This window comes from Sphingomonas lacunae (assembly GCF_012979535.1).
Lineage (GTDB): Bacteria > Pseudomonadota > Alphaproteobacteria > Sphingomonadales > Sphingomonadaceae > Sphingopyxis > Sphingopyxis lacunae.
Map to the genome: position 1 here is coordinate 1,457,598 of NZ_CP053015.1, position 25,899 is coordinate 1,483,496.

At 62.2% G+C, this 25,899-nt stretch carries 23 protein-coding genes and 1 tRNA gene; 14 read left to right on the forward strand and 10 right to left on the reverse strand.

What is annotated here, in order from left to right:
- The first annotated feature begins 8 nt into the window (after positions 1–8).
- From GV829_RS06890 to GV829_RS06905, 4 genes are read left to right on the forward strand one after another with little or no spacing between them, the layout of a single operon-like run.
- Positions 9–1,142 carry a sensor histidine kinase gene (locus GV829_RS06890; protein ID WP_169945209.1) on the forward strand — a complete coding sequence of 378 codons (1,134 nt, stop codon included), beginning with the start codon at positions 9–11 and terminating at the stop codon, positions 1,140–1,142.
- Positions 1,139–1,942, forward strand: a complete 804-nt coding sequence (locus GV829_RS06895; RefSeq protein WP_169945211.1) for a LytR/AlgR family response regulator transcription factor — start codon at positions 1,139–1,141, stop codon at positions 1,940–1,942. The genes GV829_RS06890 and GV829_RS06895 overlap by 4 nt, the downstream gene beginning before the upstream one ends.
- A 57-nt stretch (positions 1,943–1,999) precedes the next feature.
- Positions 2,000–2,746 (forward strand): hypothetical protein, encoded by a 747-nt coding sequence (locus tag GV829_RS06900; RefSeq protein WP_169945213.1) that lies wholly within the window; start codon positions 2,000–2,002, stop codon positions 2,744–2,746.
- A gap of 48 nt (positions 2,747–2,794) precedes the next feature.
- Positions 2,795–3,175, forward strand: a complete 381-nt coding sequence (locus GV829_RS06905; RefSeq protein WP_169945215.1) for a YkvA family protein — start codon at positions 2,795–2,797, stop codon at positions 3,173–3,175.
- A 15-nt stretch (positions 3,176–3,190) separates the two neighbouring features.
- On the opposite strand, the gene tadA is transcribed toward GV829_RS06905, so the two are convergent.
- Entirely contained in the window at positions 3,191–3,646 is a 456-nt protein-coding gene (tadA, locus tag GV829_RS06910; RefSeq protein WP_169945217.1) for a tRNA adenosine(34) deaminase TadA, read from the reverse strand.
- 111 nt (positions 3,647–3,757) lie between these two features.
- Here tadA and rpmB point away from each other — a divergent pair, with 111 nt between their 5' ends.
- On the forward strand, positions 3,758–4,048 hold the full coding sequence (gene rpmB, locus GV829_RS06915) for a 50S ribosomal protein L28 (protein WP_169945219.1): 291 nt from the start codon (positions 3,758–3,760) through the stop codon (positions 4,046–4,048).
- Positions 4,049–4,184: 136 nt separating this feature from the next.
- Here rpmB and GV829_RS06920 read toward each other — a convergent pair whose 3' ends face one another.
- Positions 4,185–5,147, reverse strand: a complete 963-nt coding sequence (locus GV829_RS06920) for an esterase-like activity of phytase family protein (protein WP_169945221.1) — start codon at positions 5,145–5,147, stop codon at positions 4,185–4,187.
- A 279-nt stretch (positions 5,148–5,426) separates the two neighbouring features.
- On the opposite strand from GV829_RS06920, the gene GV829_RS06925 reads away from it, so the two are divergent.
- The 3 genes from GV829_RS06925 (at position 5,427) to GV829_RS06935 (ending at position 7,933) form a co-directional block, all read left to right on the forward strand.
- Positions 5,427–5,858 (forward strand): glycine zipper 2TM domain-containing protein, encoded by a 432-nt coding sequence (locus tag GV829_RS06925; RefSeq protein ID WP_169945223.1) that lies wholly within the window; start codon positions 5,427–5,429, stop codon positions 5,856–5,858.
- A gap of 351 nt (positions 5,859–6,209) precedes the next feature.
- On the forward strand, positions 6,210–7,247 hold the full coding sequence (locus GV829_RS06930; protein WP_246203100.1) for a Ppx/GppA phosphatase family protein: 1,038 nt from the start codon (positions 6,210–6,212) through the stop codon (positions 7,245–7,247).
- Positions 7,244–7,933 (forward strand): RlmE family RNA methyltransferase, encoded by a 690-nt coding sequence (locus tag GV829_RS06935; RefSeq protein WP_169945228.1) that lies wholly within the window; start codon positions 7,244–7,246, stop codon positions 7,931–7,933. Before GV829_RS06930 ends, GV829_RS06935 begins: the two co-directional genes overlap by 4 nt.
- Before the next feature lie 690 nt (positions 7,934–8,623).
- On the opposite strand, the gene GV829_RS06940 is transcribed toward GV829_RS06935, so the two are convergent.
- Positions 8,624–8,700, reverse strand: a tRNA-Arg gene (locus GV829_RS06940).
- A gap of 56 nt (positions 8,701–8,756) precedes the next feature.
- Here GV829_RS06940 and GV829_RS06945 point away from each other — a divergent pair.
- Both GV829_RS06945 and GV829_RS06950 read left to right on the forward strand, forming a co-directional pair.
- On the forward strand, positions 8,757–9,488 hold the full coding sequence (locus tag GV829_RS06945) for a queuosine precursor transporter (RefSeq protein ID WP_169945232.1): 732 nt from the start codon (positions 8,757–8,759) through the stop codon (positions 9,486–9,488).
- Positions 9,489–9,512: 24 nt separating this feature from the next.
- A complete protein-coding gene (locus GV829_RS06950; protein ID WP_212612155.1) occupies positions 9,513–9,911 on the forward strand; it encodes a hypothetical protein in 399 nt (132 codons plus the stop codon).
- 30 nt (positions 9,912–9,941) lie between these two features.
- Here GV829_RS06950 and purQ read toward each other — a convergent pair whose 3' ends face one another.
- The 3 genes from purQ to purC are packed head-to-tail and all read right to left on the reverse strand — an operon-like array spanning position 9,942 to position 11,649.
- A complete protein-coding gene (gene purQ, locus GV829_RS06955; RefSeq protein WP_169945235.1) occupies positions 9,942–10,607 on the reverse strand; it encodes a phosphoribosylformylglycinamidine synthase subunit PurQ in 666 nt (221 codons plus the stop codon).
- 25 nt (positions 10,608–10,632) lie between these two features.
- Positions 10,633–10,866 carry a phosphoribosylformylglycinamidine synthase subunit PurS gene (gene purS / locus GV829_RS06960; RefSeq protein ID WP_169945248.1) on the reverse strand — a complete coding sequence of 78 codons (234 nt, stop codon included), beginning with the start codon at positions 10,864–10,866 and terminating at the stop codon, positions 10,633–10,635.
- 3 nt (positions 10,867–10,869) lie between these two features.
- Complete coding sequence (gene purC, locus GV829_RS06965; RefSeq protein WP_169945251.1) at positions 10,870–11,649, reverse strand: phosphoribosylaminoimidazolesuccinocarboxamide synthase; 780 nt, start codon at positions 11,647–11,649, stop codon at positions 10,870–10,872.
- A gap of 216 nt (positions 11,650–11,865) precedes the next feature.
- On the opposite strand from purC, the gene GV829_RS06970 reads away from it, so the two are divergent.
- Positions 11,866–12,765, forward strand: a complete 900-nt coding sequence (locus GV829_RS06970) for a crotonase/enoyl-CoA hydratase family protein (RefSeq protein WP_169945253.1) — start codon at positions 11,866–11,868, stop codon at positions 12,763–12,765.
- Positions 12,766–12,969: 204 nt separating this feature from the next.
- Here the strand turns inward: GV829_RS06970 and GV829_RS06975 are convergent, their stop codons facing one another.
- From GV829_RS06975 to GV829_RS06990, 4 genes are all read right to left on the reverse strand, one after another.
- The gene (locus GV829_RS06975) at positions 12,970–13,686 is read right to left on the reverse strand and encodes a class I SAM-dependent methyltransferase (protein ID WP_169945255.1); all 717 of its coding nucleotides are present in this window, start codon (positions 13,684–13,686) and stop codon (positions 12,970–12,972) included.
- Positions 13,687–13,778: 92 nt separating this feature from the next.
- Positions 13,779–14,906, reverse strand: coding sequence for a peptide chain release factor 2 (gene prfB, locus GV829_RS06980; RefSeq protein ID WP_169945257.1), 1,128 nt, complete (start codon positions 14,904–14,906; stop codon positions 13,779–13,781).
- Positions 14,907–15,023: 117 nt separating this feature from the next.
- A complete protein-coding gene (locus GV829_RS06985) occupies positions 15,024–17,633 on the reverse strand; it encodes a penicillin-binding protein 1A (protein WP_169945259.1) in 2,610 nt (869 codons plus the stop codon).
- Positions 17,634–17,727: 94 nt separating this feature from the next.
- Positions 17,728–18,990 (reverse strand): N-acetylmuramoyl-L-alanine amidase, encoded by a 1,263-nt coding sequence (locus tag GV829_RS06990; protein ID WP_246203101.1) that lies wholly within the window; start codon positions 18,988–18,990, stop codon positions 17,728–17,730.
- 630 nt (positions 18,991–19,620) lie between these two features.
- Between GV829_RS06990 and GV829_RS06995 the strand changes: the two genes are divergently transcribed.
- From GV829_RS06995 to GV829_RS07005, 3 genes are all read left to right on the forward strand, one after another.
- Complete coding sequence (locus GV829_RS06995) at positions 19,621–22,425, forward strand: Rne/Rng family ribonuclease (RefSeq protein ID WP_169945263.1); 2,805 nt, start codon at positions 19,621–19,623, stop codon at positions 22,423–22,425.
- A gap of 138 nt (positions 22,426–22,563) precedes the next feature.
- Entirely contained in the window at positions 22,564–23,979 is a 1,416-nt protein-coding gene (locus GV829_RS07000; RefSeq protein WP_484592838.1) for a M48 family metalloprotease, read from the forward strand.
- Between the two features lie 70 nt (positions 23,980–24,049).
- Positions 24,050–25,822, forward strand: a complete 1,773-nt coding sequence (locus GV829_RS07005; RefSeq protein WP_169945266.1) for a DsbA family protein — start codon at positions 24,050–24,052, stop codon at positions 25,820–25,822.
- Positions 25,823–25,899 lie beyond the last annotated feature (77 nt).

Genomic DNA, 25,899 nt, shown 5'->3' on the forward strand with positions numbered 1-25,899 from the left:
GGCCTGCCATGGCAACTCTTCTGAAAAGCCCTGCGGCTCAGCCTTTTTTTGATGACAAGGTACGCGCATTCTGGACGCTCCAGACATTGGGCTGGAGCGGGTGGTTCGTGCTGCGCGGGGCATCCGGCCTTGCCAATGGCCAGGATTTGTATTTTCTCGTTCCATTGCTGGTTTCGGGCATCACCGGATTCTCGCTGACCGTCACCCTGTCGGTTGTTTTCCGTGCGCTGATGCAACAGCGGGCGCTGATCATGTGGCCGCTCGCCGGCCTGACCGTGGCGATAGCGACCGTCTTTTACAGCTTCATCGACGCGTCGATGGTCGCGATCCAGCCTCGCGGTACCGAGGCGGGTTTTACGACATTGTTTTTAGGTGCTTTTTATCTTGACGCCGTGACATTGGCCGCCTGGTCCTCGCTCTACTTCGCCATCAACTACTTCCTTCGTGTCGAACAACAGATTGACCAGCTTGCTCGTCTGGAAAGCCAGGCCACCGCCTCTCAGCTCGCCATGCTGCGCTACCAGATCAATCCCCATTTCCTGTTCAACACACTCAACAGCATCTCCACCCTGGTGCTTCTCAAGCAAACTGAGCAGGCCAACGCCATGCTGTCCCGCCTGTCGGCTTTCCTCCGCTACACGCTGGTCAATGAACCGACGGCGGAAGTGACGCTGGCGCAGGAGGTGGAGACGCTCAAACTCTATCTCGATATTGAAAAGATGCGGTTCGAGGAGCGCTTGCGAGTGCGCTTTGACGTGGATCCCCGTGTTTCGGAGGCGCGTCTGCCCTCGTTGTTGCTGCAACCCATCATCGAAAACGCCATCAAATATGCCGTGACCCCTTCGGAGGAGGGAGCCGACATTGTGCTGACCGCGCATCTTGTCGGTCAAAATGTTCGGATCGTCGTGTCTGACTCCGGCGGAGGCTTGAATCCGGATATAACCGTCACCACCACCTCAACTGGTGTCGGGCTCGCAAATATCCGTGATCGTTTGGCGCAGGCCTATGGCGAGCAGCACCGGTTCGACGCGCGAGAAGCCCCGGGTGGGGGTTTCACAGTGACAGTCGAATTGCCTTTCGCCGTCGCGCCAGTTCTGGCCGATATGCCGACTGTGGAAACGAAAGCCAGTCAGACCGCATGACCATCCGCACCATCATCGTTGATGACGAAAGTCTTGCCATTCAGGGGCTGACCCTGCGGCTTGAGCCCTTTACCGACGTTGAGATTGTCGACACGGCGCAAAATGGCCGCGAAGCCATACGCAAGATCAAGACGCACAAGCCCGACCTTGTCTTTCTCGATATCCAGATGCCCGGTTTTGACGGTTTCTCGGTGGTCCAGGGTTTGATGGACATTGAACCGCCGCTATTCGTCTTTGTTACTGCCTATTCGGACCACGCGATCAAGGCGTTCGAGGCCCAGGCTGTTGACTATCTGATGAAGCCGGTTGAGCCGCAGAGGCTGGCCGATGCCCTCGACCGTGTCCGGCGTCGTCTGGCCGACAAGCGCGCCGGGGAGGAGGCTGAGCGACTCAAGGAAGTGCTAGCCGAAGTCGCGCCCGAAGCTGTCGATCAGATCACGTCGGACGAACCTGATGTGCACAACACCAACCGCTTTGAAAAGCTGATCAACATCAAGGATCGCGGCCAGATTTTCCGCGTCGATGTCGACAGCATCGAACGCATTGACGCGGCCGGCGACTATATGTGCATCTACACCGCCGACAATTCACTGATCCTGCGCGAAACCATGAAGGACCTGGAAAAGCGGCTCGATCCCCGTGTGTTCCAGCGCGTCCACCGCTCGACCATCGTCAATCTGGGGCAGGTCCGCCAGGTCAAGCCGCACACCAATGGCGAATGTTTCCTGATTCTTGAATCGGGCGCCCAGGTCAAGGTCAGCCGCAGCTATCGTGAAGTTGTCGCCCGCTTCGTCCACTGACCTGGATCTTTGCTTGACGCAGCGAGGCGTCAGGCCATTATTGGACCTGTCTCGGACATGACAGCCAGATGGGGGCACGCGATGATCGACATCGTGGTGGACGGGAAACGCATCAACTGGGCAGGTAAGAAGGCCAAGACCTTCTATGAGAAGGCGGGCAAGGGCTTAGTTGTCCCCTCTGAACCGAGCGGATTTGGACCGCCGGTTGTGGCGGCACAGTTGAGCAAGGCAGATTCGCTTGAGCCCGTGCGCCGCGCGGCCCATCAGTTGCAGCGGAGTATCGCCCAGATGCACGGGCCGCTTATGGCCCTCGCTGATGACATGGCGATTATCTTCACCACCGGAGCGCGCCTGCGGGGGGACCAGATCAAAAGTCTGTGGCAGCACGGTCGATTTGTGGTCAATGACCATATCTATGCGACCAGTCGTGGAGGCGCGACGATTGCCAGCGAGCGCCTTTCCCACATTCGCCACGATACTGTGTCGGGCTATGCCAAGCATGAACCCGGTGGCCTCGAATTCATCATTCTTCACGAGTTCATGCACATGACCGAAGCCGGTATTGCGGTGTTCGCCGATGAATTTGCCGCTTATGCTAAGGCCAGCGGTGACCAACCCGGCAAACGTTATGATGATGGCAGCATTCATTTTCGGCGGACCGAACAATTTGTGAATGCGGCTGCGCGTGAACTGATGCGCGCGGCGGGGCTCAAATTGCCGCTGCAGACCAAGTCAGAGCCGCCTGACAGCTATTCGAAAGACAATATGCCGCCCTATGGTTACGAGATGGAAGCCATCCATTGAGCAGCTGATCTGCTGGCATCGGTCGCAAGGGCATGGCATGGCACGTCCATGACCCTGATTGACCGCATCCGTTCATGGGCGCACGCTCTCAAACGCGACACGCTGGCGCTTTGGATTGCCGCACGCAGTCCGGATACACCGTTCATCGCCAAACTCGTCGCAGCGGCGGTTGCTGCCTATGCCTTCAGCCCGATAGACCTGATTCCCGACTTTATTCCCGTCATCGGCCTGCTCGATGACATCATCCTGATTCCGCTCGGTATCGAACTGGCGTTGCGACTCATCCCGCACGAGCTGATGGAGCGTTTCCGTGCCGAGGCCGAAGCCCGCGAGAATGAACCGCGCAGTTTGGTGGCCGGTGCAATCATTGTCGCCGTCTGGCTGGCCTTTCTCCTGTGGCTCAGCTGGGAATTGCTCAAATATCATTGATGATTTGGCGGGCGTTCAGCGCCGTTCGCCGAAAAACTCTCGCAAAATGGCGGCTGCTTCGGTTGCCATGATGCCGCCATAGACTTCGGGCTGATGATGAACCGTCGGTTGGGTGAACAGGCGCGGACCATTGTCCACCGCGCCGCCTTTTGGATCATCCGCGGCATAATAAAGGCGGCTTATCCGCGCATGGGCAATGGCACCGGCGCACATGGCACAGGGCTCCAGCGTCACCCACAGGTCGCAACCGGTCAGCCGTTCGTCGCCAAGTGCCTTAGCTGCTGCCCGCATCGCAATGATCTCGGCATGGGCTGTCGGATCCTTGTGGCTGCGCGGGGCATTGGCGCCTTCTCCGACGACGCGCCCGTCCTTGACCACCACCGCACCTACCGGCACTTCACCGTCTTGCGCCGCAGCCTTGGCGAGCTCGACGGCGCGTGCCATATGAGGAAAAGGTACAGGGTGCGTCATCGATTTGTCCCTTATCGTGCCTCGTCCTACTTGTCGCGCTTGACGAATCTGTCTGCGGCGGTTAGGCGCACGGCCTTTCCCGGACAAAATACAGCCAAGGGTTATTGAGACATGTCGCGCGTTTGCGAACTTACCGGCAAGGGCCGTCAGGTGGGCCACAATGTGTCCCACGCCAACAACAAGACCAAGCGCACGTTCCTGCCGAACCTGCACAATGTCACGTTGATCTCCGACACGCTGGGTCAGAGCTTCAAGCTGCGCGTTTCGACGCATGGCCTGCGCTCGGTCGAGCATAACGGCGGTCTCGACAACTGGCTGCTGAAGACCAAGGACGACCTCCTGTCGACCAAGGCCCGCCGCCTGAAGCGCGACATTGCCAAGAAGCAGGCTGCCGCCGCCTGATCTGGCCGGGCACCTTGGGTGCCTGTACCGTTCACACCATAGCTGATCGGCCCGGTCACCTTGTGTGCGCCGGGCTTTTCGCTTGCGCGCCCTTGTGACCTTTGATCAACCGGGCCTGTCTGGCCCGGAACCCTCATCAGGGGACTGCAGCAAAACCGGGCCGCGCGGTCGGCATGGCATCGCGTGGCAACAGTAATCTCAGCAACAAGGTGCGTTGCCACTTTGTCAGATTGTCGTCGGAAATCATCCAGATGACGGCGCCTTCCGGGCTGTCTTCGACGGCCAGCCCCTCAAAATTCTCGGTCACCAGCGGCGGGCTGAACAGGGCCAATGTCTGGCTCCGCCAGATGCCACCTGTGCGAATCGTGTCGACATGCGCGACTGACAGGGTGGATACGAATCCGTCGACCAGGGACAGGCGCCGTTGCAGCAACAGAATGCGGCCATCGGGCAATTGGGCCGCGTCTGTCACCCGCCCGCGGCCCTGGGCATCATAGGCGAACTGGATGGGTTCCGCGTTCGGCGACTCCACCGGATCGGTAGGGAACAACAAGGCCGCTGTCCCACCTCCGCCCCGTGCACCGGTCGTCTCGGAAAGGATCAGGAATCGGCCGTCGATAAGTCGTACCATCGCTTCGGCGCCACCATTGGCATGCCAGCGGCGCATGGCAGCGGGCGCCACATGACCGTCCGACCGGGCAAAGCCCCGACTGAACCGCCAGATCTGATTGCTATGCTCATAGGCGGCCCAAAATTGTCCGCGGGCGCGATCGGCGGTCAACGCTTCCATGTCACGGTCGACCTTGAAATTGCCTTTGCCCGGCCCGGCGGGTGGCGGGGCGATGAACTGGCGGTCGATGCGGCCGTCACGGCCCAGCGTGAACCCGGCCAGCAAGCCCGTGTCACTGGCCAGCAGGAACCTTCGCTCATCGAGCAGCGCCATCGCCGAATATCCGCCAAAGCCGGTGTTGGCCGAATCAATCTCCCAGGCTTCGGTAATGATCAGTGTCCCGACCCGGCGATCGCTGGACCGGTCAGAATCGATGGCGACGGGTCTGGCACTGATCAGTTGGCTGTCGTTGCGTTGTGGCGGACGCAAGGATGCAAAGGGCGTCGGCAGCAAGACGAGCGCAATGAGAAAAAGCACAGAAATGCGGGCCCAGCGACTGATATGCGGGACAGGTCGGGAGGTTTGCACCTGATGGGCGATAGGCGTGCCCGCTAGTCTCGGCAAGCATTGCTCCCTGAACCTTAGGCAACAAAGTCGTTCAGGAAGCGATCAACTCTCACTGTGCATAAAGGCTTCAAGACAGGGGTGAACCACTTTTGGCGTTCACCCCGGGCCTGTGAAAACATAGTGGGACCAAGGAGCACGACCATGAAGAAATCGATACTCAGCATCGTTGCCGCCGCGACCATCGCCTCTGGTTTTGCTTCGGTTCCGACCGTCGCCGCTGCCCAATATTATGATCGCGGCGGTTATGAAGACCGTTATCGCGACCGTTATGACCGCCGCGAATATCGCCGTGATCAGCGCCGCGAGCATCGCCGGGACTATCGCCGGGGTGACTATTACCGGGGCGGCTATGATCGCGGCCATTACAATGATCGTGGCTATTATGATGGCCGTGGCTATCGTGGTTGTTCGGATGGCAGCGGCGGCACGATCATTGGCGGGGTCGCCGGTGCTCTCGCTGGCCGTGAACTGGCCGGGCGTCGCGGAGACCGCACAGCCGGTGCCATCATTGGCGGTGCCATCGGTGCCCTTGCCGGCCGCGCCATCGATCGCAGCGACAATCGCTGCCGCTGATCATCGATCAAAGGGGGGCTTGCCCGCCCCCCGATGCGCGTCTCGCGCTGCTGACCTGTTCCACCTTGCAGCCCGCCGTTCATTCGGCGGGCTTGTCACTTTGGCCACCAAGCCCTAGCATCATGTCCAAGTACCGCGTCGGCATCTCCCGGCGTGGAGAGCATAAATGAGTGGCGAGCGACAATGGCGGACCAGGGCAACTCCGGCCCCGCTCCCGCTCCAGGCAGTCGGCGGCGGTTCCGGGGGAACGGCGGCGGACGACGGAGCGGCGTGGGCAAGGGCACCCGGACATCGGGTGTGAATGGACCAATTGGCCGGTCGCCGGCGCCACATGCGCCTGCGCAAGCGCCCATGTCCGTGCCGGACGAGGGGCAGGCCCGATTTCCCCGTCGGCCCACTTTTGCCGCACTCGATCTCGGTACCAACAACTGCCGCCTGCTCATCGCCCGTCCGGACGGGCCTGATTTCATCATCGTTGATGCGTTCTCCCGTATTGTCCGTCTGGGAGAGGGGCTCGCCGCCTCCGGCCGGATCAGTGACGCGGCGATGGACCGTGCGGTCGATGCACTGGCCATCTGTGCCGACAAGCTCCGCCGCCGCCGCGTGCTCCTTTCGCGCGCCGTGGCGACAGAGGCGTGCCGCCGCGCGGTCAACGGACGCGAATTCATCGACCGGGTGCGTGATGAAACCGGCATCGTCCTCGACATCATATCGGCGGAGGAAGAGGCAAGGCTCGCCGTGCTCGGCTGTCACCAACTGCTCAGCCCCGGTGAAGGCCCGGCGCTGATCTTTGACATTGGCGGTGGCTCGACCGAACTGGTCCTGCTCGATGACAGCGGTGGTGATCCGGTCATTCTCGACTGGCAGAGCGTGCCGTGGGGCGTTGTCACCCTGACCGAGGCGGAACGCCACGACAGCGACGATCCTTGCGCCCGTGTCGCCGCCTATGAGGCGATGCGCCGCCATGTCCGCACCTCGTTCCTCGCCTTTGCCGACCGCATTTCCCGCCGCTGGCCGGGGCCGAGCGGGTCTGGGTTGCGGTTGCTCGGCACCAGCGGCACGGTAACGACGCTGGCCAGCTTGTTCCTCGACCTCCCCTCCTATGACCGGTCAAAGGTTGATGGCCTCAACGTCGCCACCAGCGACATGCGCGCCGTGTGCGAACAACTGGCCTCCATGTCGCTCAGCCAGCGCGAACAGCTCGCCTGTGTCGGGCGGGAGCGCGCCGATCTGGTCGTTGCCGGCTGCGCGGTGCTTGAGGAGATCTGCGATATCTGGCCGGCACCGGCGCTTGATGTGGCTGACCGCGGCATCCGCGAAGGCGTGCTCCGTCAGATGATGCGGGCCCATGCCCAGGGCGGGCACACAGGATCAGGAGCGGGCGCATGAGCACCGGCACACGCGGCAGTGCGGGCCGTACCCGCGTCAAGACGGCTCGCCGCCGTACCGCGCAATCAACCCGCTGGCTCTCGCGCCAGCTCAATGACCCCTATGTCAAACGCGCCAAGGCTGAGGGCTATCGCAGCCGCGCCGCCTACAAGCTGATCGAGCTTGACGAGAAATTCAGTCTGCTCAAGGGCGTGCGCGCCGTGGTTGATCTCGGCATCGCGCCGGGCGGCTGGTCACAGGTTGTCCGCCGCCTTGCCCCGCAAGCCGCCATCGTTGGCATCGACCTGTTGCCAGTCGATCCGATTGAGGGGGTCACCATCTTCCAGATGGATTTCATGGACGATGCTGCACCCGGCAAGCTGATGGAAACGCTCGGCCGTGCGCCGGATTTCGTTATGTCCGACATGGCGGCGAACACTGTTGGCCACCAACAGACCGATCATTTGCGTACCCTGGGCCTCGCCGAAGCCGCCGCCGAATTCGCCATAGAGGTGCTCGCTCCCGGCGGCACCTTCATCGCCAAGGTCTTTCAGGGCGGCACCGACCGCCAACTCCTCACCCGCCTCAAACAGGAATTCGTTACCGTCAAACACGCCAAACCCCCGTCGAGCCGCAAGGGCAGTCCTGAACTGTTCGTCGTGGCACAGGGGAAAAAACCAAGGGCGGCGGACGAGCGCGAGGGCTAGGCTGCCCGGTGAGCGGAACTGCCAGGTCAGCGCTATGCGGTTCTGGACCCCGATTTTCGTCGGGGTACCCGCACCGCTCGGGAGGGAGGCAAGAAAGAACAAAAGTGGATCAAATTCCGCTTTCCTACATGGCATAGAGTGTGAGACCCTCCCGCCATGCTGGCGATCTTGGTCTTTTGGCTGCAACTGCTTTCCTTCCCCCTTGATGGGGGAAGGTTGCGGAGCCTTGCCAGCTTGCTGGTCCGGCCGAGTTGGACGAGGGTGAATGGCGTCGCCTCTGCGACCGTCTCCGAGGGACAAGGTGCCGCACTGTATTGCTGTATTAGGTTTACACATCACCTCAAAAAACAGCCCTGAAACCCGCAGGCGGGCGTTGAATCACCCCTCTGGAGTGTAAACCAGTGTCAACCGGATATTGTCCCGTTGCGGCGTCCCGCCGCCCGGATTTGCGCGCCCATGGCGTGTCGACCCCGATGATTTTTCCCGTCACTCGGCGTCGACTGCTGACCTGGGAGAATTGGAAGTTGTCCATCCGGCAGGATTCGTCCCCTCCGTCGGCGGAGCCGACAAACGGAGGACTCGCAGGTTCGCTGTACTGGGGAAGAGTTGGCGCGCCCGGCAGGATTCGAACCGCCCGTCGGCGGAGCCGACAAACGGAGGACTCGCAGGTTCGCTGTACTGGGGAAGAGTTGGCGCGCCCGGCAGGATTCGAACCTGCGACCACCCGCTTAGAAGGCGGGTGCTCTATCCAGCTGAGCTACGGGCGCCCGGCGCTTTCCCTAGCGCGCTTTGCAGCAAACGGAAACATGGTTAGACAGGCGTCATGAGCGAAACATCCTCCACCGCCCCGATCCGCGCCATCCGCGCTTCGGAGGTCAGCGGCAAGCCCTTGCGCTACTATGATTTTGTCATGGCGGCCTTTGTCGCGGTGCTGCTGCTCTCCAACGTCATCGGCGCGGCCAAGCTCAGCGAAGTCGGCGGTTTTGTCTTTGGTGCTGGCATCCTGTTTTTCCCGATCAGCTATGTGCTGGGCGACATATTGACCGAGGTTTACGGCTATGCCCGCGCCCGTCGCGTCATCTGGGCGGGTTTCGTCGGCTTGCTGTTCATGGCGCTGATGAGCTGGGCGGTCGTCGCCATGCCGCCTGCGCCGGGCTGGGAGGGGCAGGGTGCCTATGAACAGGTGTTTGGGCAGGTGTGGCGCATTGTGATCGCCTCAATCACCGCCTTTTGGGTCGGGGAATTCGTCAACAGCTATGTCCTCGCCCGCATGAAGGTCTGGACCAGCGGGCGCATGCTATGGACACGCACCATCGGCTCGACCATCGTTGGTCAGGGGTTTGATAGCCTGATTTTCTACCCGGTCGCCTTTTATGGCACCTGGTCGAACGAACAACTTGTCACCGTGATGGTGACCAACTGGGCACTGAAGGTGGCATGGGAAGCGGCGCTTACGCCGGTTACCTATGTCGTCGTCAACACACTCAAGCGACGCGAAGGCCTCGACCTGTACGACGAGGATACGGACTTCTCGCCGTTCCACGCCAAGGTTTGAGCTGGACTAGCCGAACAGAGCATCGTGCCAGAGACTATCATCATGGACTTCCAGCAGTGGAAGCTAGGCGTCATTGAGGCCACCGACCTCGCCAAGGATGCGCTGCACATCCACATCGGGCTTATGGCCTTTGTCCTTGCCCGCCTTTGCTGGCGCTGGCGGGGCGGCTGGTTCGTCGCCTGGCTCATTGCGCTGGCCTTTGCCGTGGGCGGGGAGTGGCTCGACATCCGCGCCGAACAGGCAGAGGGCGCGCTCCAGCCCAAGGCTGCGCATTGGCATGACATATGGAACACGATGGTTTGGCCGACCATCCTTTTGCTTGTCGGGCGGTGGTTGCACCCCCGGTCCAAACCACCGAAGGGGGGGATCCTTGAGGCTGCCGAGAGTTACCCGGAAAAGGAGGAAAGGATAGCGGCCAAATGACCCTGTCCGAGGCGTTCCGGCTGTGCTTGGCTAGGCAATAACGCCCAGCAGTCCTTCGAACATGGCGAGGCCGTCGCGGTTGCCATGCGCGTCCTCGATGGCGCGTTCGGGATGCGGCATCATGCCCAGCACGTTGCCCTTGGCATTCAGCACACCGGCGATGTCGCGGGCTGAACCATTGACACTGTCGGCATAGCGGAATGCCACCCGGCCTTCGGCTTCAATCCGGTCGAGCGTTTCGGGGTCCGCGACGTAGTTGCCGTCATGATGAGCGACCGGGATCGTAACACTCTGACCCGCCTGATAACGACTTGTGAAAATGCTCCGGTTGTTCTCGACCTTCAGCGGCACGTCGCGGCAGACGAAATTGAGACCGGCATTGCGCATCAGCGCGCCTGGCAGCAGGCCCGCCTCGGTCAGCACCTGAAACCCGTTGCAAACGCCAAGGACCGGCACGCCGCGCCCCGCAGCGGCAATCACTGCCGCCATGATCGGACTGCGCGCTGCCATCGCCCCGGAGCGCAGATAGTCGCCATAGGAAAAGCCACCGGGCAGGGCGATGAAATCCGTTCCTGCCGGGAGATCGGTAACGCGGTGCCAGACCATCGCCGGGGCGCGGCCGGTCACCAACTCGATGGCGCTGGCCATGTCGCGGTCGCAGTTGGAACCCGGAAAGACAATGACGGCGGCAGTCATGCGGTGCGCTCCTGGAATCGGTCAGTCAGCTGACGCCGACGATGCGGTAATTCTCGATGACCGTGTTGGCCAACAGCTTTTCGCACATCGAACGGACATCAGCGGCGCTGGTACCATCGGCCAAGTCGAGTTCGATGTAGCGGCCGGCGCGAACGTCGTTGACGCCTGCAAAGCCTAGGCTGCCGAGCGCATGCTGAATGGCGCGTCCCTGCGGATCGAGCACGCCGGGCTTGAGCGTGACGAACACTTCGACCTTCATGGTTTACTTCCCCTTGTTCTTGCGATGCTCTTCTAGGTCGAGCACTGGAGAATCCAATCCTTCGGGCAGCAGGCCGAGGCGGCGTGCCACTTCCTGATAGGCTTCGGTTTCTCCGCCCAAGTCGCGACGAAAGCGATCCTTGTCGAGCTTTTCGCTTGTCGCCATGTCCCACAGGCGGCAACCGTCCGGGCTGATCTCATCGGCAAGGATGATGCGACTCCAGTCGCCGTCAAAAAGGCGCCCGAACTCCATCTTGAAATCGACGAGGCGGATACCGACGCCGGCGAACATGCCACAAAGGAAATCATTCACCCGGATGGCGAGGTCCTGCATGTCATGCAGCTCGTCCTGGGTGCACCAGTTGAAACAGGCGATGTGTTCCTCTGCGATCAGCGGATCGCCCAGCGCGTCATCCTTGTAATAATATTCTATCAGCGTGCGCGGCAACGGGGTGCCTTCCTCGATGCCGAGGCGCTTCGAAATGCTCCCTGCCGCGACGTTGCGGACGACAACTTCGATCGGCACGATTTCCACCTGTCGTACCAACTGCTCGCGCATGTTGAGCCGCTTGATGAAATGGGTCGGTACACCGATGTGTCCGAGCAGGGTGAAGATATGCTCGGAGATACGATTGTTCAGCACACCCTTACCGTTGATTGTGCCGCGCTTTTGCGCGTTGAAGGCGGTTGCGTCATCCTTGAAATATTGAATAAGCGTGCCGGGTTCGGGACCCTCGTAGAGGATCTTGGCCTTGCCTTCGTAAATCTGGCGACGACGTGCCATGGGCAGCGGTGTCCTTGTTGCCGCCGTCCAGAAAGGTGCTCGGCGGGCGTGAAAATATCGAGCCCCGGCCGGGCAAGCGAGGCATCGCTGCACCGGGCCGGGGCGTCGGGCAGCCCTTAACGCAAAGCCGGCACTGGCGCAATTGCCGGGTTGCACCGCATCGCGAGCATGGCAGTTTGTAGCGACGTCAGGATGAAAGCACCGAAAGGGAGAGAAATGGCCGAACCGACCCAGATCAGGATCAGCCGCGAAGGCGCGGTCATGATCATCACCTTGTACCGGCCGGAGGCGATGAACGCCTTTACAGCGGTGATGAAAGACGAAATGATCGCCGCGCTCGACGAGGCCGACAATGATGACAGCATTCGCGCGGTGATTGTTACCGGGCAGGGCGAACGGGCCTTTTGCGCTGGGGCTGACCTTTCGGCAGGCGCGGAAACATTCGACTATGACAAGCGGGTGGAGAGCGATTCGCCCGTCCAGCCGGATGGAAGCATCAATTGGAGCCATGATCTGGTCCGTGACAGCGGGGGCGAACTGAGCCTGCGTATCTTTGCCGCCAAGAAGCCGGTGATCGGCGCGATCAACGGTGCGGCGGTCGGCATTGGCGTAACGATGCAGATGCCGATGGACATGCGTCTCGCGTCGACCAAGGCGCGCTTTGGCTTTGTCTTTGCCCGCCGGGGCATTGTACCCGAGGCGGCGTCGAGCTGGTTCCTGCCGCGCCTCGTGGGCCTGCCGACCGCGCTCGACTGGTGCATGTCGGGGCGGATTTTCGGTGCTGATGAGGCGCTGGCGGCCGGTTTGGTGCAATCGGTTCATGAGCCTGAAGACCTGTTGCCCGCTGCGCTGGCGCTGGCGGAAAAGCTCACCGCCGACAGTGCGCCGGTCTCGATCGCCGCGACCCGCCACATGCTTTGGCGCATGGCGGGTGCGTCGCATCCCAATGTCGCCCACCGCTGGGACAGCCGGATGATTTTTGCACGCGGACGAATGGGAGACGCAAAGGAAGGTGTCGTCAGCTTCCTAGAGAAACGACCGGCAAAATTCACCGACAGTGTGGCGAAAGATTACCCAGTGTTCGAGCCGTTCGACATCGATCCGGGCTATGAGTGACATGGTGAGGTGCTGTCGGGCACGAAGCGCCATGTAGAGGAGCAGTTAGAGCCACCATGCAGGTGCTCTTATTCAATAGAAGTCTGATTTTACAATGGTTTAATGACTCGATCTCCACTAAAGGGACGTGTCCCGTTCATTGGGGGTCGAGTCCTGGACAGGCCGGGCTAGGCCGGCAAGCGGACCGTGTCCCGGTCCCGACCGTCAGATGTTGTTGCACACACGGATATCCCCCGGTGCGGGCCGTGTGCGCGCCCGCACGAACCGGGCGAGATATCCCCCGGCATTGGGCTTTTCGATGAATTCGACGGGCCGGTAGCCCACCGCCTGAAACTCACAGATCAGCAAGGGCAGCGGCGTGCCATGCTGGGCAATCGGGCGGTTGCCGTCGACGACGATCACTTCGCCATCACCGCGCAGCGCGGGCCACAGTCGCCAGAGGAAGGCGTAGGGTTCCTCAATCTCATGATACATATGAACCATCAGCACGCGGTCAAAGCTGTTGGCCGGCAGTTTCGGATCGTCCGGAGCGCCGAGTTTGATCGCTACATTGTCGAGCCGTTCACGGTTGATCCGCACGCCGAGCTTTTCAATCGCTGCAGGCAATATGTCCTGTGCGAGGACACGACCACCCGGCCCGACCCGTTCCGACAGCCGAACGGTGTAATAGCCGTCCCCGGCGCCAATATCCGCCACCCACATACCGGGCTCTATGCCGGCATTGGACATGACATCGTCTGCCTCACCGAGCCGGTCACGAACATCCTCATCAGCCCAGCGTGTCGAAACCGTGGGCGCCACCGGACGGTTTGCGCGCGGAAATTCAGAAGCGCTGCCCGGCCGATCTTCGCCAAACGGCCATTGGTCACAGCCCGAGAGCAGAAAGGCAGACAGAAAGAGGAGGCAGACAGATGGCTTCACGTGACAACCAGTCCCTCACCGGCCGACAGGCGCGGTCGGGGAGTCAATTAGAGCCAAAGCACCATCCGGGGCAAGCACCGGAGGGTGGATGATCAATCCACATCCTCGACATCCACCTTTTCACCTGTGACGCGCTGGGCCAATGCGGCAGCCATGAAGGGGTCAAGGGCACCGTCAAGCACATCGCCGGGCGCGGTCGAGGTGACACCGGTGCGCAGATCCTTGACCAGCTGGTAGGGCTGCAGAACGTAACTGCGGATCTGGTGTCCCCAGCCGATGTCGGTCTTGGCGGCATGTTCCGCGCTGGCTGCTTCTTCCCGCTTACGCAGTTCGGCCTCGTAGATGCGCGCCTTCAGCATGTTCATCGCCTCGGCCTTGTTCTTGTGCTGGCTACGCTGGTTTTGGCAGGCAACGATTATCCCGGTCGGAATATGGGTGATACGGACGGCGGAGTCGGTTGTGTTGACGTGCTGTCCACCCGCCCCCGAAGCTCGGTACGTGTCGATCTTGAGGTCGCTTTCAGAGACCTCCACAACAATATTGTCGTCAATCACCGGATAGACACCGACGCTCGAAAAACTGGTGTGGCGGCGCGCCGAGCTGTCGTAGGGACTGATGCGCACGAGCCGGTGGACACCCGTTTCGGTCTTGGCAAAGCCATAGGCATTTTCGCCTTTGATCAGCAAAGTGGCCGATTTGATACCGGCCTGTTCGCCCGACTGATGTTCAACCAGTTCGACCTTCATCCCGCGCCGTTCGGCCCAGCGTTGATACATGCGCAGCAGCATTTCCGCCCAGTCCTGGCTTTCCGTGCCGCCGGCCCCCGCGTGGATTTCCAGGTAAGTGTCGTTGCCGTCGGCTTCTCCGGCAAGCAATGCTTTGGTCTTGTCCTCATCCGCCCGTGCGGCAAGCGCGGCAAGGGCGGCGACGGCGTCATCGACGAGCGCTTCGTCTCCCTCCGCTTCGGCCATTTCGGCCAGTTCCACCGTATCCGCCATTTCCTGTTCAATGGCCAGGGTTGCGCCAATGGCCTCGTCTAGCCGCCGACGTTCACGCATCACTTCCTGTGCCGCCTTGGGATCATTCCATAGCGAGGCGTCCTCGACCCGGGCGTTCAATTCGGCCAGCCGGACATTGGCGACGTCCCAGTCGAGGAAACGGCGCAGCAGGGCCGTGGCGGCCTTGATGCGATCGACATGGGCTTGCGCTTCAGCGCGCATGGGACACTCCTGCTTGGTCTATACTATAAATCGGAACGCCGGCAGATAAGAAGATGGGCGGCGCCTGTCCATCGCTGAACAGTGTTATGTGGCTGGGCAAGGCGACGGAACAGCCGATCAGTAGATGCCGCCTTGACCCTGCCGATCAAGAAAATCCTCGTCCCGATCGGCCCTGCGCGCGGCTGGGCGATCGCTGGTTGCGCGTTCACGACGCCGCTCGGTAGCGGGACGCTCTTCGTCAATCTCCTCGCTGCGGGCTGTGCGGCGCGGCTCGGTTTCGGGCTTGAACGCTTCCCAGATAACCGGCGATTCAAAGCCGCCGGCGGGCCAAGCGCCGAATACACGCCGACCGGAACGGCGTTCGATGCGGACCATCCTAATTCCTTCGGGGGCAAGGAAAGGGACCGGGGGCTGGCCACGCGTGGCGGCGCGGGCATATTCCTTGAAGATCGGCGCCGCCATTGTGCCACCGGCGGCATAACCGCCGAGATTGCGGGGACGGTCATAGCCGAGATAGACGCCAGCGACCCAGTCCGGGGTCCCGCCGATGAACCAGACGTCGGTCGGCCCGGTGGTTGTCCCGGTTTTGCCGAACAACGGGCGGTTGAGGTCCCGCAGGACCTTTGCTGTACCGCGCTGTATCACGCCTTCCAGCATGTGGACGGTTTGATAAGCGGTCAGCGGGTCCATCAGCTGGCGTCCGCTTGGCGAGAACCGCGGCATCGGCCGTCCGTCCCAGTCCTGGGCATTGCAACCCTGGCAGGGGCGCCAGTTTGCAGGGAAAATGACCTTGCCACGCCGATCCTGAACATAGTCGATCAGGCGAGGCGTGAGAGATCGGCCATGATTGACCAGGACGGCATAGGCATTGGTCAATTTCGACACGGTCGTTTCACCTGCCCCCAGCGCAAACGCCAGATAGGGGCGATATTCACCGATCCCCAGGCGCTTGTAGGTGGCCACAACCTTGTCCATGCCGATCTGATTTGCGGTGGCCACCGTCATCAGGTTACGCGACTGTTCAAGTCCCCAGCGCATTGTCTGTGGGCCTGCCGCGCCGCCGCCGGAATTGCGGAAGCATTTACGGCCAAGCGTGGCGCTTTGATCGACACATAATGGGCCATCGACGATGATCGAGGCCGGTGTCATTTCATTGTCGAGCGCTGTCGCATAAACGAAAGGTTTGATTGTGGAACCCGGCTGGCGTTCGGCCTGGGTGGCGCGGTTGAAGCTTTGCAGGCGTGAATCAAAGCCGCCCTGCATGGCGTAGACGCGTCCCGAATGGGTGCTTTGCGCGATGAAGCCGCCCGAGATACCGGGAACGGTGCGCAACGTGTAGACATTGCCGCTGACCCGTTTGACGAGGATGATGTCCCCCGGTTTCATCGCATTATAGGCACTGCCGCCGCTGCGCGCCGCCATGGCGGCATAACCCGACGGAAGGAGGCCGGTTTCGCCATCCGGGAAGCCGATGCTGGCATCGCCGCCCGCCTTTTCAAGAACAACCGCGACGCGCCAGTCGTCAAAATCGACACCAAGGCCGGAAGATTGCAGGCGCCCTTTCCAGCTGTCGAGCGGGATGGTGGCCAGCGGTCCCGACCAGCCGCGATTCCCATGATAGCGCAGCATGGCATTGCGCATCGCCCGTTCGGCGACATCCTGCAACTCTCCATTATAGGCGGTGCGAACCCAGAGCCCGCCGCCATAGACACTGTGGGGTCCATCATCTGCATTTTCGCCGAAGCGGGTGATCAGCTCTCGGCGGACTTCTTCCATATAATAGCCGCCGACATCCTTGAACTGGGAGCCGCGGCGGGCGACAAGACCAAGGGGTGCGGCGGCCGCGGCGGCACGTTGCTGTTCAGTGATCCAGCCAGCACGCAGCATTTCCCGCAGTACATAGGCGCGGCGGTTGAGTGCCGCCTGTTCCTGACCCCGGCGGCCATATTTTTCAGGTGCCTTGGGCAAGGTGGCAAGAAAGGCCATTTCGGGCAGAGTCAGTTCGCCGACATCCTTGTCGAAATAGGCACGGGCGGCGGCCTGAACGCCATAGGATTGGCGGCCGAGCGGGATTTCGTTGAGATAGAGTTCAAGGATTTGCTGCTTGGTCAGCACGCTTTCGATGCGATAGGCCAGCAGTATCTCCCGAAATTTGCGGGATATGGAATATTCGTCGCCCAGCAGGATGTTCTTGGCAACCTGTTGGGTGATGGTCGAACCCCCACGGGCCCGCTGGCCCGAGCCCAATTTGGTGACATAATCGACGACTGCGCCGAAAATGCCGGGGTAATCGACGCCGCCATGTTCCCAGAAAGTGCGGTCTTCTGCGGCGAGAAAAGCGCGCACCAGCAAAGGCGGGAATTCGTCATAGTCCAGCTGCACACGCCGTTCACGGGCAAAGCTGTGCGTCGGCACCCCTTCAACATCGCGCACGATGGTTGGCAGCGGCGGTTCATAGGTCAACAGGCGGTCTGCGCTGGGAAGATCGCGGATGACAAGCAGCCAGAGCAGGAACAGGCCAAACAGGCCCACGCAGCTGCTCCAGACAAGCCAGCGGAACCAGCGTCGATGCCAGTTGCGGCTGAACCAGTCCCGCACTCCGCCAAACAGCGACCGACCGGCATCAGCCACTCCATCGGCTTCGCGGGTCAGGCGCAGGCGAAGGGATTTCCCCTTGGACACGGTGCTGGCGCTGCCGGTATCGGGTGTCGGGCTGGTGTCAGACATAGACCACCGCCTCTAGCATGAAATCGCTGGCCTGCCAGCGGCCTATTGCAACTGCCTGATCTGGCAGGCGCAATGACCTCGTGTGGCGGGTGGATCAGCGCGCGGCGCCGCGTCCTGCACTGGCAACAGCCGCTTCGCGTGCCGCAATCTGTCTGGCGAAATGGGTCAGTACGGCTTGCCGGATACCCCGAGCGATATTCTGCTGTCCTTCGCGACTGGCAATGCGGGCTGCGTCTGCCTCGTTGGTGATGAACCCGGTTTCGACCAGCACGGATGGCATGTCAGGCGCCTTGAGGACAACAAAGCCGGCGAAGCGGTGCGAATCCGTGCGGAAGGGAATGGTGCCGGCTGCCGCGCGCTGAAGGGTGCGGGCAAAATCGGCGGAGAGGTTCATCGTTTCGCGCTGGGTCAGGTCAATCAGGATGGACCGGACATCGTCACTGCGGCCACCAAGATCAATGCCGTTGAGGATGTTGGCGCGGTTTTCCCGCGCGGCCAGGCGTGCCGCCTCGCGGTCGGACGCGACTTCGGACAGGGTATAGATGGAAGCGCCGGTGGCATGTTCATTCTCCGCCGCATCGGCGTGTATTGAGATGAACAGGTTGGCATTGAGGCGCCGGGCGAGGCCATAACGTTCCTCGAGTACCAGATAGCGGTCGTCTTCGCGCGTCAGGGCAACGCGGACCCGGCCTGTTGCGACCAGCGCGTCGCGGGTTGCCCGCGCAATGGCCAGCGTAACTTCTTCTTCGCGCAGCCTGCCGTCACGCGACAGGGCTCCCGGGTCATGGCCCCCGTGGCCGGCGTCGATCACGACCAGTGGCAGGCGACTGTCTGCCGGGCCATAGACGCGGGGCAGGCCGAGGCCACGGGCAGGGCCGATGGGCACGGATACCTGATAAGGCCGGTTCTCCCGCCGGGCCATCGCCAGCGTCGGCGTACCGGAGACGGGTGACGCGATCAGCCGCTCACCGCGCCGGACCGCGTCGACAAACTGGCTGACCGAAGCGGAGCGAAGCGCGACCGTTATGCTGCGGCCATCGGGTGAGAAGCGCACGGTGTTGATGACGGCAGGCTGACCGAGATCCAGAACAAGGCGCAGCGTATCGGAACCAAAGCGGCCCTGGCGGACCCGGAGCACATCTCCGCTGCTGTCCATCACCGGACGTCCGGGTGAGGCGCCGGCAATATCGATGGCGAGGCGACGCGGACCATCGAGCGCAAAGCTGGCGGCTTCTCCCACCGGCCCGTCGAAACGGAGGGTAAGTTCACCATCTTCGAGTCGCGCAGACTGCAGGGAACCCGCCTCAGCAGGGGACCATCCGGTCAAACAAAACAGGGCGAGCAACAGTTGGAGCACTGGTGCCTTATGCCGCCATTTTCCCTCTGAGGTCCAGATAGGCATTCGAATCCCCTTTGCGACCCGGGCCCGGTTCGACCAAGGTGAAGGGAGCATTAGCCACAAGGGACCAATTGGTTCTGAAGGAAGGCAGTTAACGTGCTGTCATCCATTTTTGCATACCATGAGGGCAGTTCGGGCCCTTACCCAATGGTCAACCGGACGTCTGCCGCCAGCACGGTGCCGATTGGACAGGGGGGGATGCTTTTTGTTGCCCCGCCCCCATGGCGGTGCTAGCACCCAAGTCACCAGTCGACCGGCGCCATCGAGGGCGTCGCCGGATTGGCCATAAGAATTGCGACTTCCGGCCGGAGCGATGGGCTCCCCCGGTAAGTCCAGACCAGGTTGAATGCCAAATGAGCAACACGCTTTCCTTCTGCGACCGCCCCGAAAGGGCAGGCGCGGATGGTTTTGCTGCGTGGCTGATCGGCTTTGACTCGCTTCACACCGCTTCCGGTCTGTCCGGACGCGGCCAACACCCTGAAACCGGGACCTTCTTCGCGACGCAAACCCTGCCGTCGCGCCTGTCCCCTGCCTATCGCGCGGCCGCCAGTGCATCTGACGCCGGCCGCCGCGCCCGGAGTAAAATGAATGACAACGCGCATGTTGATCGACGCGCGGCACCGGGAAGAGACCCGTGTCGCCGTCATCAAGGGAAACCGAATCGAGGAATTTGATTTCGAGTCCGCAGAGCACAAGCAGCTCAAGGGCAATATTTATCTGGCCAAGGTGACGAGGGTCGAGCCTTCTCTGCAGGCGGCGTTCGTCGAATATGGCGGCAACCGCCATGGCTTTCTGGCCTTCAGCGAAATCCACCCCGACTATTACCAGATTCCCAAGGAGGACCGTGAGGCCCTGTTGAGGGAAGAGGCTGAACATGCGGCTGCCGAGGCTGCGATGCGGGCCGAGGATGAAGTTGAATCGCTTGAGGGCGAAATTGAGGACATCCAGCCGCCGGCGCCGCTCGATGAAGACGGCTATGCCGATGAGGACGAAGATCAGGACCATTCAGCTGACCATGAGGATGGTCATGATGATGGCGAGGAATCGCGTGAGGACGGCGATGATGAGGGCGCCCGTTCCGGCGACGGCCGTGGCCGTGAGCGGGGTCGTCGTGGCCGCCGTCGTGGCGGGCGCAGTGATCGTGAACGCAGCGACCGTGACGAAGCTGTCGATTTCCGCCGGTCATTGCATCGCCGTTACAAAATTCAGGACGTCATCCGCCGTCGGCAGGTGCTGCTGGTCCAGGTGGTCAAGGAAGAGCGCGGGTCCAAGGGTGCGGCTCTGACCACCTATCTGAGCCTGGCCGGCCGCTATTGCGTCTTGATGCCGAATTCGAGCCATGGCGGCGGCATCAGCCGCAAGATTTCCAATGGCGCCGATCGCAAGCGACTCAAGACAATCATCGACGAGCTTGGCTTGCCGCCGTCGATGGGCTGCATTGTCCGTACTGCTGGCCTTGAACGCACGAAGACCGAGATCAAGCGCGATTTCGACTATCTCGCCCGGCTGTGGGACGAGATACGCGAGCGCACGCTCAAAAGTGCAGCCCCCGCCCTGATCCATTCTGACAGTGACCTGATCAAGCGCGCGATCCGCGACATTTACAATAGCGGCATCGAGGAAGTGTCGGTCGAGGGCGATGAAGGCTATCGCGCGGCCAAGGATTTCATGAAGTTGCTGATGCCGAGCCATGCACGGCGGGTGAAGCAATATGCCGACCCGGTGCCGCTGTTCCAGCGATATGGCGTCGAGGATCAGCTTGGTGCCATGTATCAGCCAGTCGTGCCGCTGAAGTCCGGTGGCTATCTGGTTATCAACCCGACCGAGGCGCTGGTGTCGATCGACATCAACTCGGGGCGGTCGACGCGCGAGCACAATATCGAGCAGACAGCGGTCAGCACCAACCTGGAAGCGGCCTATGAGATAGCGCGCCAGCTGCGCTTGCGCGACATGGCCGGTCTGGTGGTCATCGACTTCATCGACATGGAAGTCGGCGGGAACGTCCGCAAAGTCGAACGGGCGATGCGCGATGCACTGAAGAACGACCGTGCCCGCATCCAGGTGGGTCGCATTTCCGGCTTTGGCCTGATGGAAATGAGCCGCCAGCGGCTGCGCACCGGTGTTCTGGAAGCATCGACGCGTGCCTGCCCACATTGCGAGGGCACGGGCCTGGTCCGCACGGCTTCGTCCGCCGGTCTGTCGGCTTTGCGCCTGCTGGAGGAAGAGGCAGCGCGGGGTCGCGGCTCGCGTCTTGTGCTGCGCGCCAGCCAGGAAGCGGCCTTTTATGTGCTGAACAACAAGCGGGCCGAACTGTCCGAAATTGAGCAGCGTTATGGCGTGAGCATCGAGGTCCAGTCCGATGGCCAGACTGAAGGGGCGCGGATGACGGTGGACGTCAGCGGGCCGCCGCCTGCCAATTTGCCACGATTTGCCCCGATCATCGATGAGGATGAAGAGGAAGACCTGCCCCTCGACGCCGATGATGAGGGTGATGGCGATGGCGAGGAGCAGCGCGAATCACGTGGTGAGCGTGAGCGGGGCGAGGGTCGCGAAGGCAGTCGCCGTCGCCGCGGTCGTCGTCGGCGCGGTCGCCGGGATGCCGAAGGCCGCGAGGGTGAACCCCAGCGTGAGCGTGATGCCGAGCAGGATGAGGATCGCGAAGCGGGTGAAGTCGATGAGGCCGATCAGGCCGCATCGGGTGAGGCCGGTGACGAGCGGCCAGCGCGCGATGAAGGTGAAGGCGGCCGTCGCCGCCGTCGCGGACGCCGCGGCGGGCGTGGACGTCGCGGTGACCGGGGCGAAGACCGCGGTGAGACCGTGCTCGCCGAAGCAGGGGAAGAGGTTGACCAGCAGACAGCAGCTGACATGGTGGAGCCGGTTGCCGATGCCGAACCCGCGACGGACGAAGTCCCCGCCGCCAAGCCAAAGCGCGCATCGCGCAGCCGCAAGAAGGTGACCGAACCGGTCGCCGAGGCAGCTGTTGAGGAACAGGCTGAAGCCAGCGAAGCGGTGAGCAGCGAATCGACCGACGTTGCCGACGCCGCACCCGCCAAGCCCAAGCGAGCGAGCCGCAGCCGCAAGAAGGCGGAACCGGAAGCGGTTGCCGAGGCAAGCGCACCGGTCGAGGTCGACGCGGATGCTCCGATCGCCGAGGCGCCGGTCAAGCCCAAGCGGGCAAGCCGCAGCCGCAAGGCCGCAGCAGCCGATGTGGCCGCCGAGGCAAGCCTTTCCGCCGAGATCGCTGCAAGCGATACCGTTACGGCAGCCGATAGTGGAGCGAGTGAGATGGTTTCAATTGAAACTGTTGCGCCATCGGCGGAAGATGGCAAGAATGAGGCTTCCGAGGGCGGCGAGCGCCGCCGCGGTTGGTGGCAGCGAACCTTTGGTTCCTGACCATCAATGAACGGCGCGTCATCCTGTCGGGGGGCAGGGTGACGCGCCACTTCATGCCCGGTTCAGTTGCACAAGTGACAGAGGGGCTATGGAGAGAAGTTTGCGATGACATCGCCCTATCCGCTGCCCCCCGGCCTGATGGTCTGTTTCGCCATGATCAATAGCGGTCGCCAGAAGTTGGTCGGCAGCATCCGGATGATGCTGTTTGCTGCAATCGCCATGGTGATGTCGGCCAGCCCCGTGCAGGCACAACAGATATTGCGTGATGCCGAAACTGAGGCGTTGCTTAACGAAATGGCAGAGCCGCTGATTCGTGCATCGGGTCTGAGGCCGGCAGATGTGCGCATTGTTCTGATTGGCGATCGCAGCATCAATGCGTTCGTTGCGGGTGGCCAGATCGTTTATATCCATAGCGGCCTGATCGAGGCGGCGGACAACGCCAATGAGGTCCAAGGCGTGATTGCCCATGAATTGGGGCATATTGCCGGCGGCCATGTCGTGCGCACTGATGGCGCCCAAAAGGCCACGACCATAGCATTGGTGTCGATGTTGTTGGGCGCCGTTGCGATGGCGGCTGGAGGCGGTGAAGCCGGTGCCGGAATCATGGCGGCGGGCCAACAGGCGGCCTTGGGTAGCTATCTTGCCTATTCGCGCACGCAGGAAGCCACTGCCGACGCCGCAGGCGCGCGTTATCTGTCGGCAGCTGGCATCAGCGGGCGCGGCAGCGTTGCCTTTTTTGAAACGCTGCTCAATCAGGAGATGCGGTACAATATACCGCAGGATGATGATCAGGCCTATCGGCGGACCCACCCGATGTCAGGCGATCGCATACGATTCCTGCGTGATACCTACATGGCCGACCCGGCATGGGACACACCGACGCCGCCTGCGCTTGAAGCCCGGTTTCAGCGGGTCAAGGCCAAGTTGGGAGGCTTTATCAATGACCCCCAACTGACGCTGCGCCGTTTTCCCGAGAGTGATCAGTCGGCGAGCGCCCGCTATGCCCGCGCCTATGCCTGGCACAAGAGCGCCCATCCCGAACGGGCGATGGCGGAGGCCGCAGCGCTGGTGGCGATGGCGCCTGACGATCCCTATTTCCTGGAACTGCAAGGGCAGGTGCTGCTCGAATCGGGCCGGCCGGCGGAGGCTTTGCTGCCACTGCGACGGGCCTTTGAACGGTCAAATGCCCAACCGCTGATCGCTGCCATGCTTGGCCATGCGCTGATCGCCACCGAGGACAACGCCAACTTCGCCGAAGCGGAAAGTGTCCTGCGCACTGCCGTCAATCGTGACAATGACAATCCCTTCGCCTGGTATCAGCTCGGAATTGTCTATGCACATGAAGGGGATGAGGCGCGCGCCGCGCTTGCCACGGCTGAACGCTACTCAATGACGGGCCAGGCCGGCCTGGCGCTGATGAGCGCGGAAGCAGCGCTGGGCGGACTGCCCGAACATTCGCCGGACTGGCTACGGGCGCAGGATATTGCACTGGTCGCGCGTGCGCGCTTGGAGGAAGAGCGAAGGCGGGCTAGACGTAATCCCAATCGAGGCTGATGCAGCGAGGCACAGCAGGGGACGGATTTCCCACAGCAGAATGGGAAGTCCGGCCCACCCTGGGGGACGCATGAGCAATAGCAATGACGAACAGGGCGGCAGCCCTAACGCGGCAAGCGAGCATTATCAGCCTTGGTTGCGCAATCAGGCGGGCGGTCAGCAGAGCGTGCCCGGCACCGTTGCCAGACCAGAACCGTTGCCGACGGTTCCCGCCGGAGGTGCGGGACCTGCCGATGCTGAAGCCGTGTTCGCAGCGCAGGCTGCACAGCAACGGCAGCGCCCGGCAACGTTGAGCGCTGATGAGCTGCTGGCAAAGCCGATCGCCATCCCGCCACAGTCGGGCGAGGGTCCTGGATTGCGGCAGCAGGTCGGTGATGTCGGAACACGGATTGCCGGAGCGTTGGGTGCCTTTACTGACCGGACCATCGCATTAGGTCGCAAGGCCGATGTGCCGTCGAGACTGGCGCGGCTTGAGTTGGGACGTCGGGCCCGGGATGCGGGCAGTGCCGCAGCCCGGATCATCGGCAAGGGTGCTGCCGGTACAGGAGAAGCGGCCAAAGCCGCGATGGATGCGGCGAGCCGGGCCGGTGAAGCCGCTGCGCCCAAGATCAAGGCGGCTGCGAGTGCCGCGAAGGACGGGCTGGCCAAGGGGGCCAGTGCGGCGGGGGCTGGCATTGGCGGGGCAGCGCGCAAGGTTGCCGACGCTACAGCATTGCCGATGGCGTCACGGACAGGCACGGGCAAGGGTGAGCCGGCAGTGGAATCGCAGCTTGACCGGCTCCTCGAACAGGAAGCGGCGGCGCCAAGACCGGCCCGTCCTTCCCCGGCCTTGCCACTGTTTGCCGAACCGGTGGCCGAGATCGTGCCACCAGCGGTCACACCACCGGCCCTGCCGGTTGATGTTGCCCCTGCACCTGCTGACAGGCCGGTCATGGCGAAGCCATCCGTGCCACCGAAGAGCATCGCCAGTAATGCGGCAGGCACGGCCTATGCCGGGCTGGGCGCTGGATCAGACTCCGCGAATGGCGGCACGATGGCCGGTAGCAGTGGTGGTCGCGGCAGCGGGCAAGGCGTCGGACGCAGCGATGGCGATGGACCATCAGCACCCGCAGCTGGATCACTGGCAGACTGGGCGCGGCATCCGGCGACCTGGGTACTGGGCGGGATAGCCTTGCTCGGCGCCGGTTTCGGGGCTGGCGCGATGTGGAGCGGCCCGGGTATCAACCGCGAAGCGACTGAACGCACCATTCAGGACTATCTGCTCAATAATCCGCAGATCATCCCGCAAGCGATGGAGAAATTGCAGAGCGATCGGCAAGCGTTGGCGGTCAATCAGCTGCGTGAGCGGATTGAAGCGCCCTTTTCCGGTGCATGGGCGGGAGCGGCGGATGGCGATGTCGTTTTGACCGTGTTTACCGATTATGCCTGTACATTCTGCCGGGCGAGCGTTCCCGACATAGACCGGCTGTTGCGCGAGGATCGCAAGCTGAAGGTCGTGTTCCGGGAACTTCCACTTCTTTCGCGGGACAGCGAGGCCGCCGCGCGTCTGGCGCTCGTTGCTGCTCGGCGGGGTCGCTACATGTCCATGCATCGCGCCTTGTTTGAAACCGGCACGCCGGACAGCAGCGCACGGATCAGGGCCGCGGAATCGTTGGAGGTGCCGGCGGACAATGAGCAGCTGAACGATCCGGCCATCACACGCGAGCTGGAGAATAACATCGCCATTGCCCGCGAACTGGGCTTTAACGGCACACCGAGCTGGGTTGTCGGCAACAAGCTGCTGACCGGGGCGGTGGGCTATGACCAGTTGCGCGCGGCGGTGGCAGAGGCTCGGGCGGACTGACCTGAGCCAATCCGCGGCAGCGCAAGAAATGTCAAAACGGGATGCAAGTGCGGCTAAAGCCAGAATGACGGTGCTCG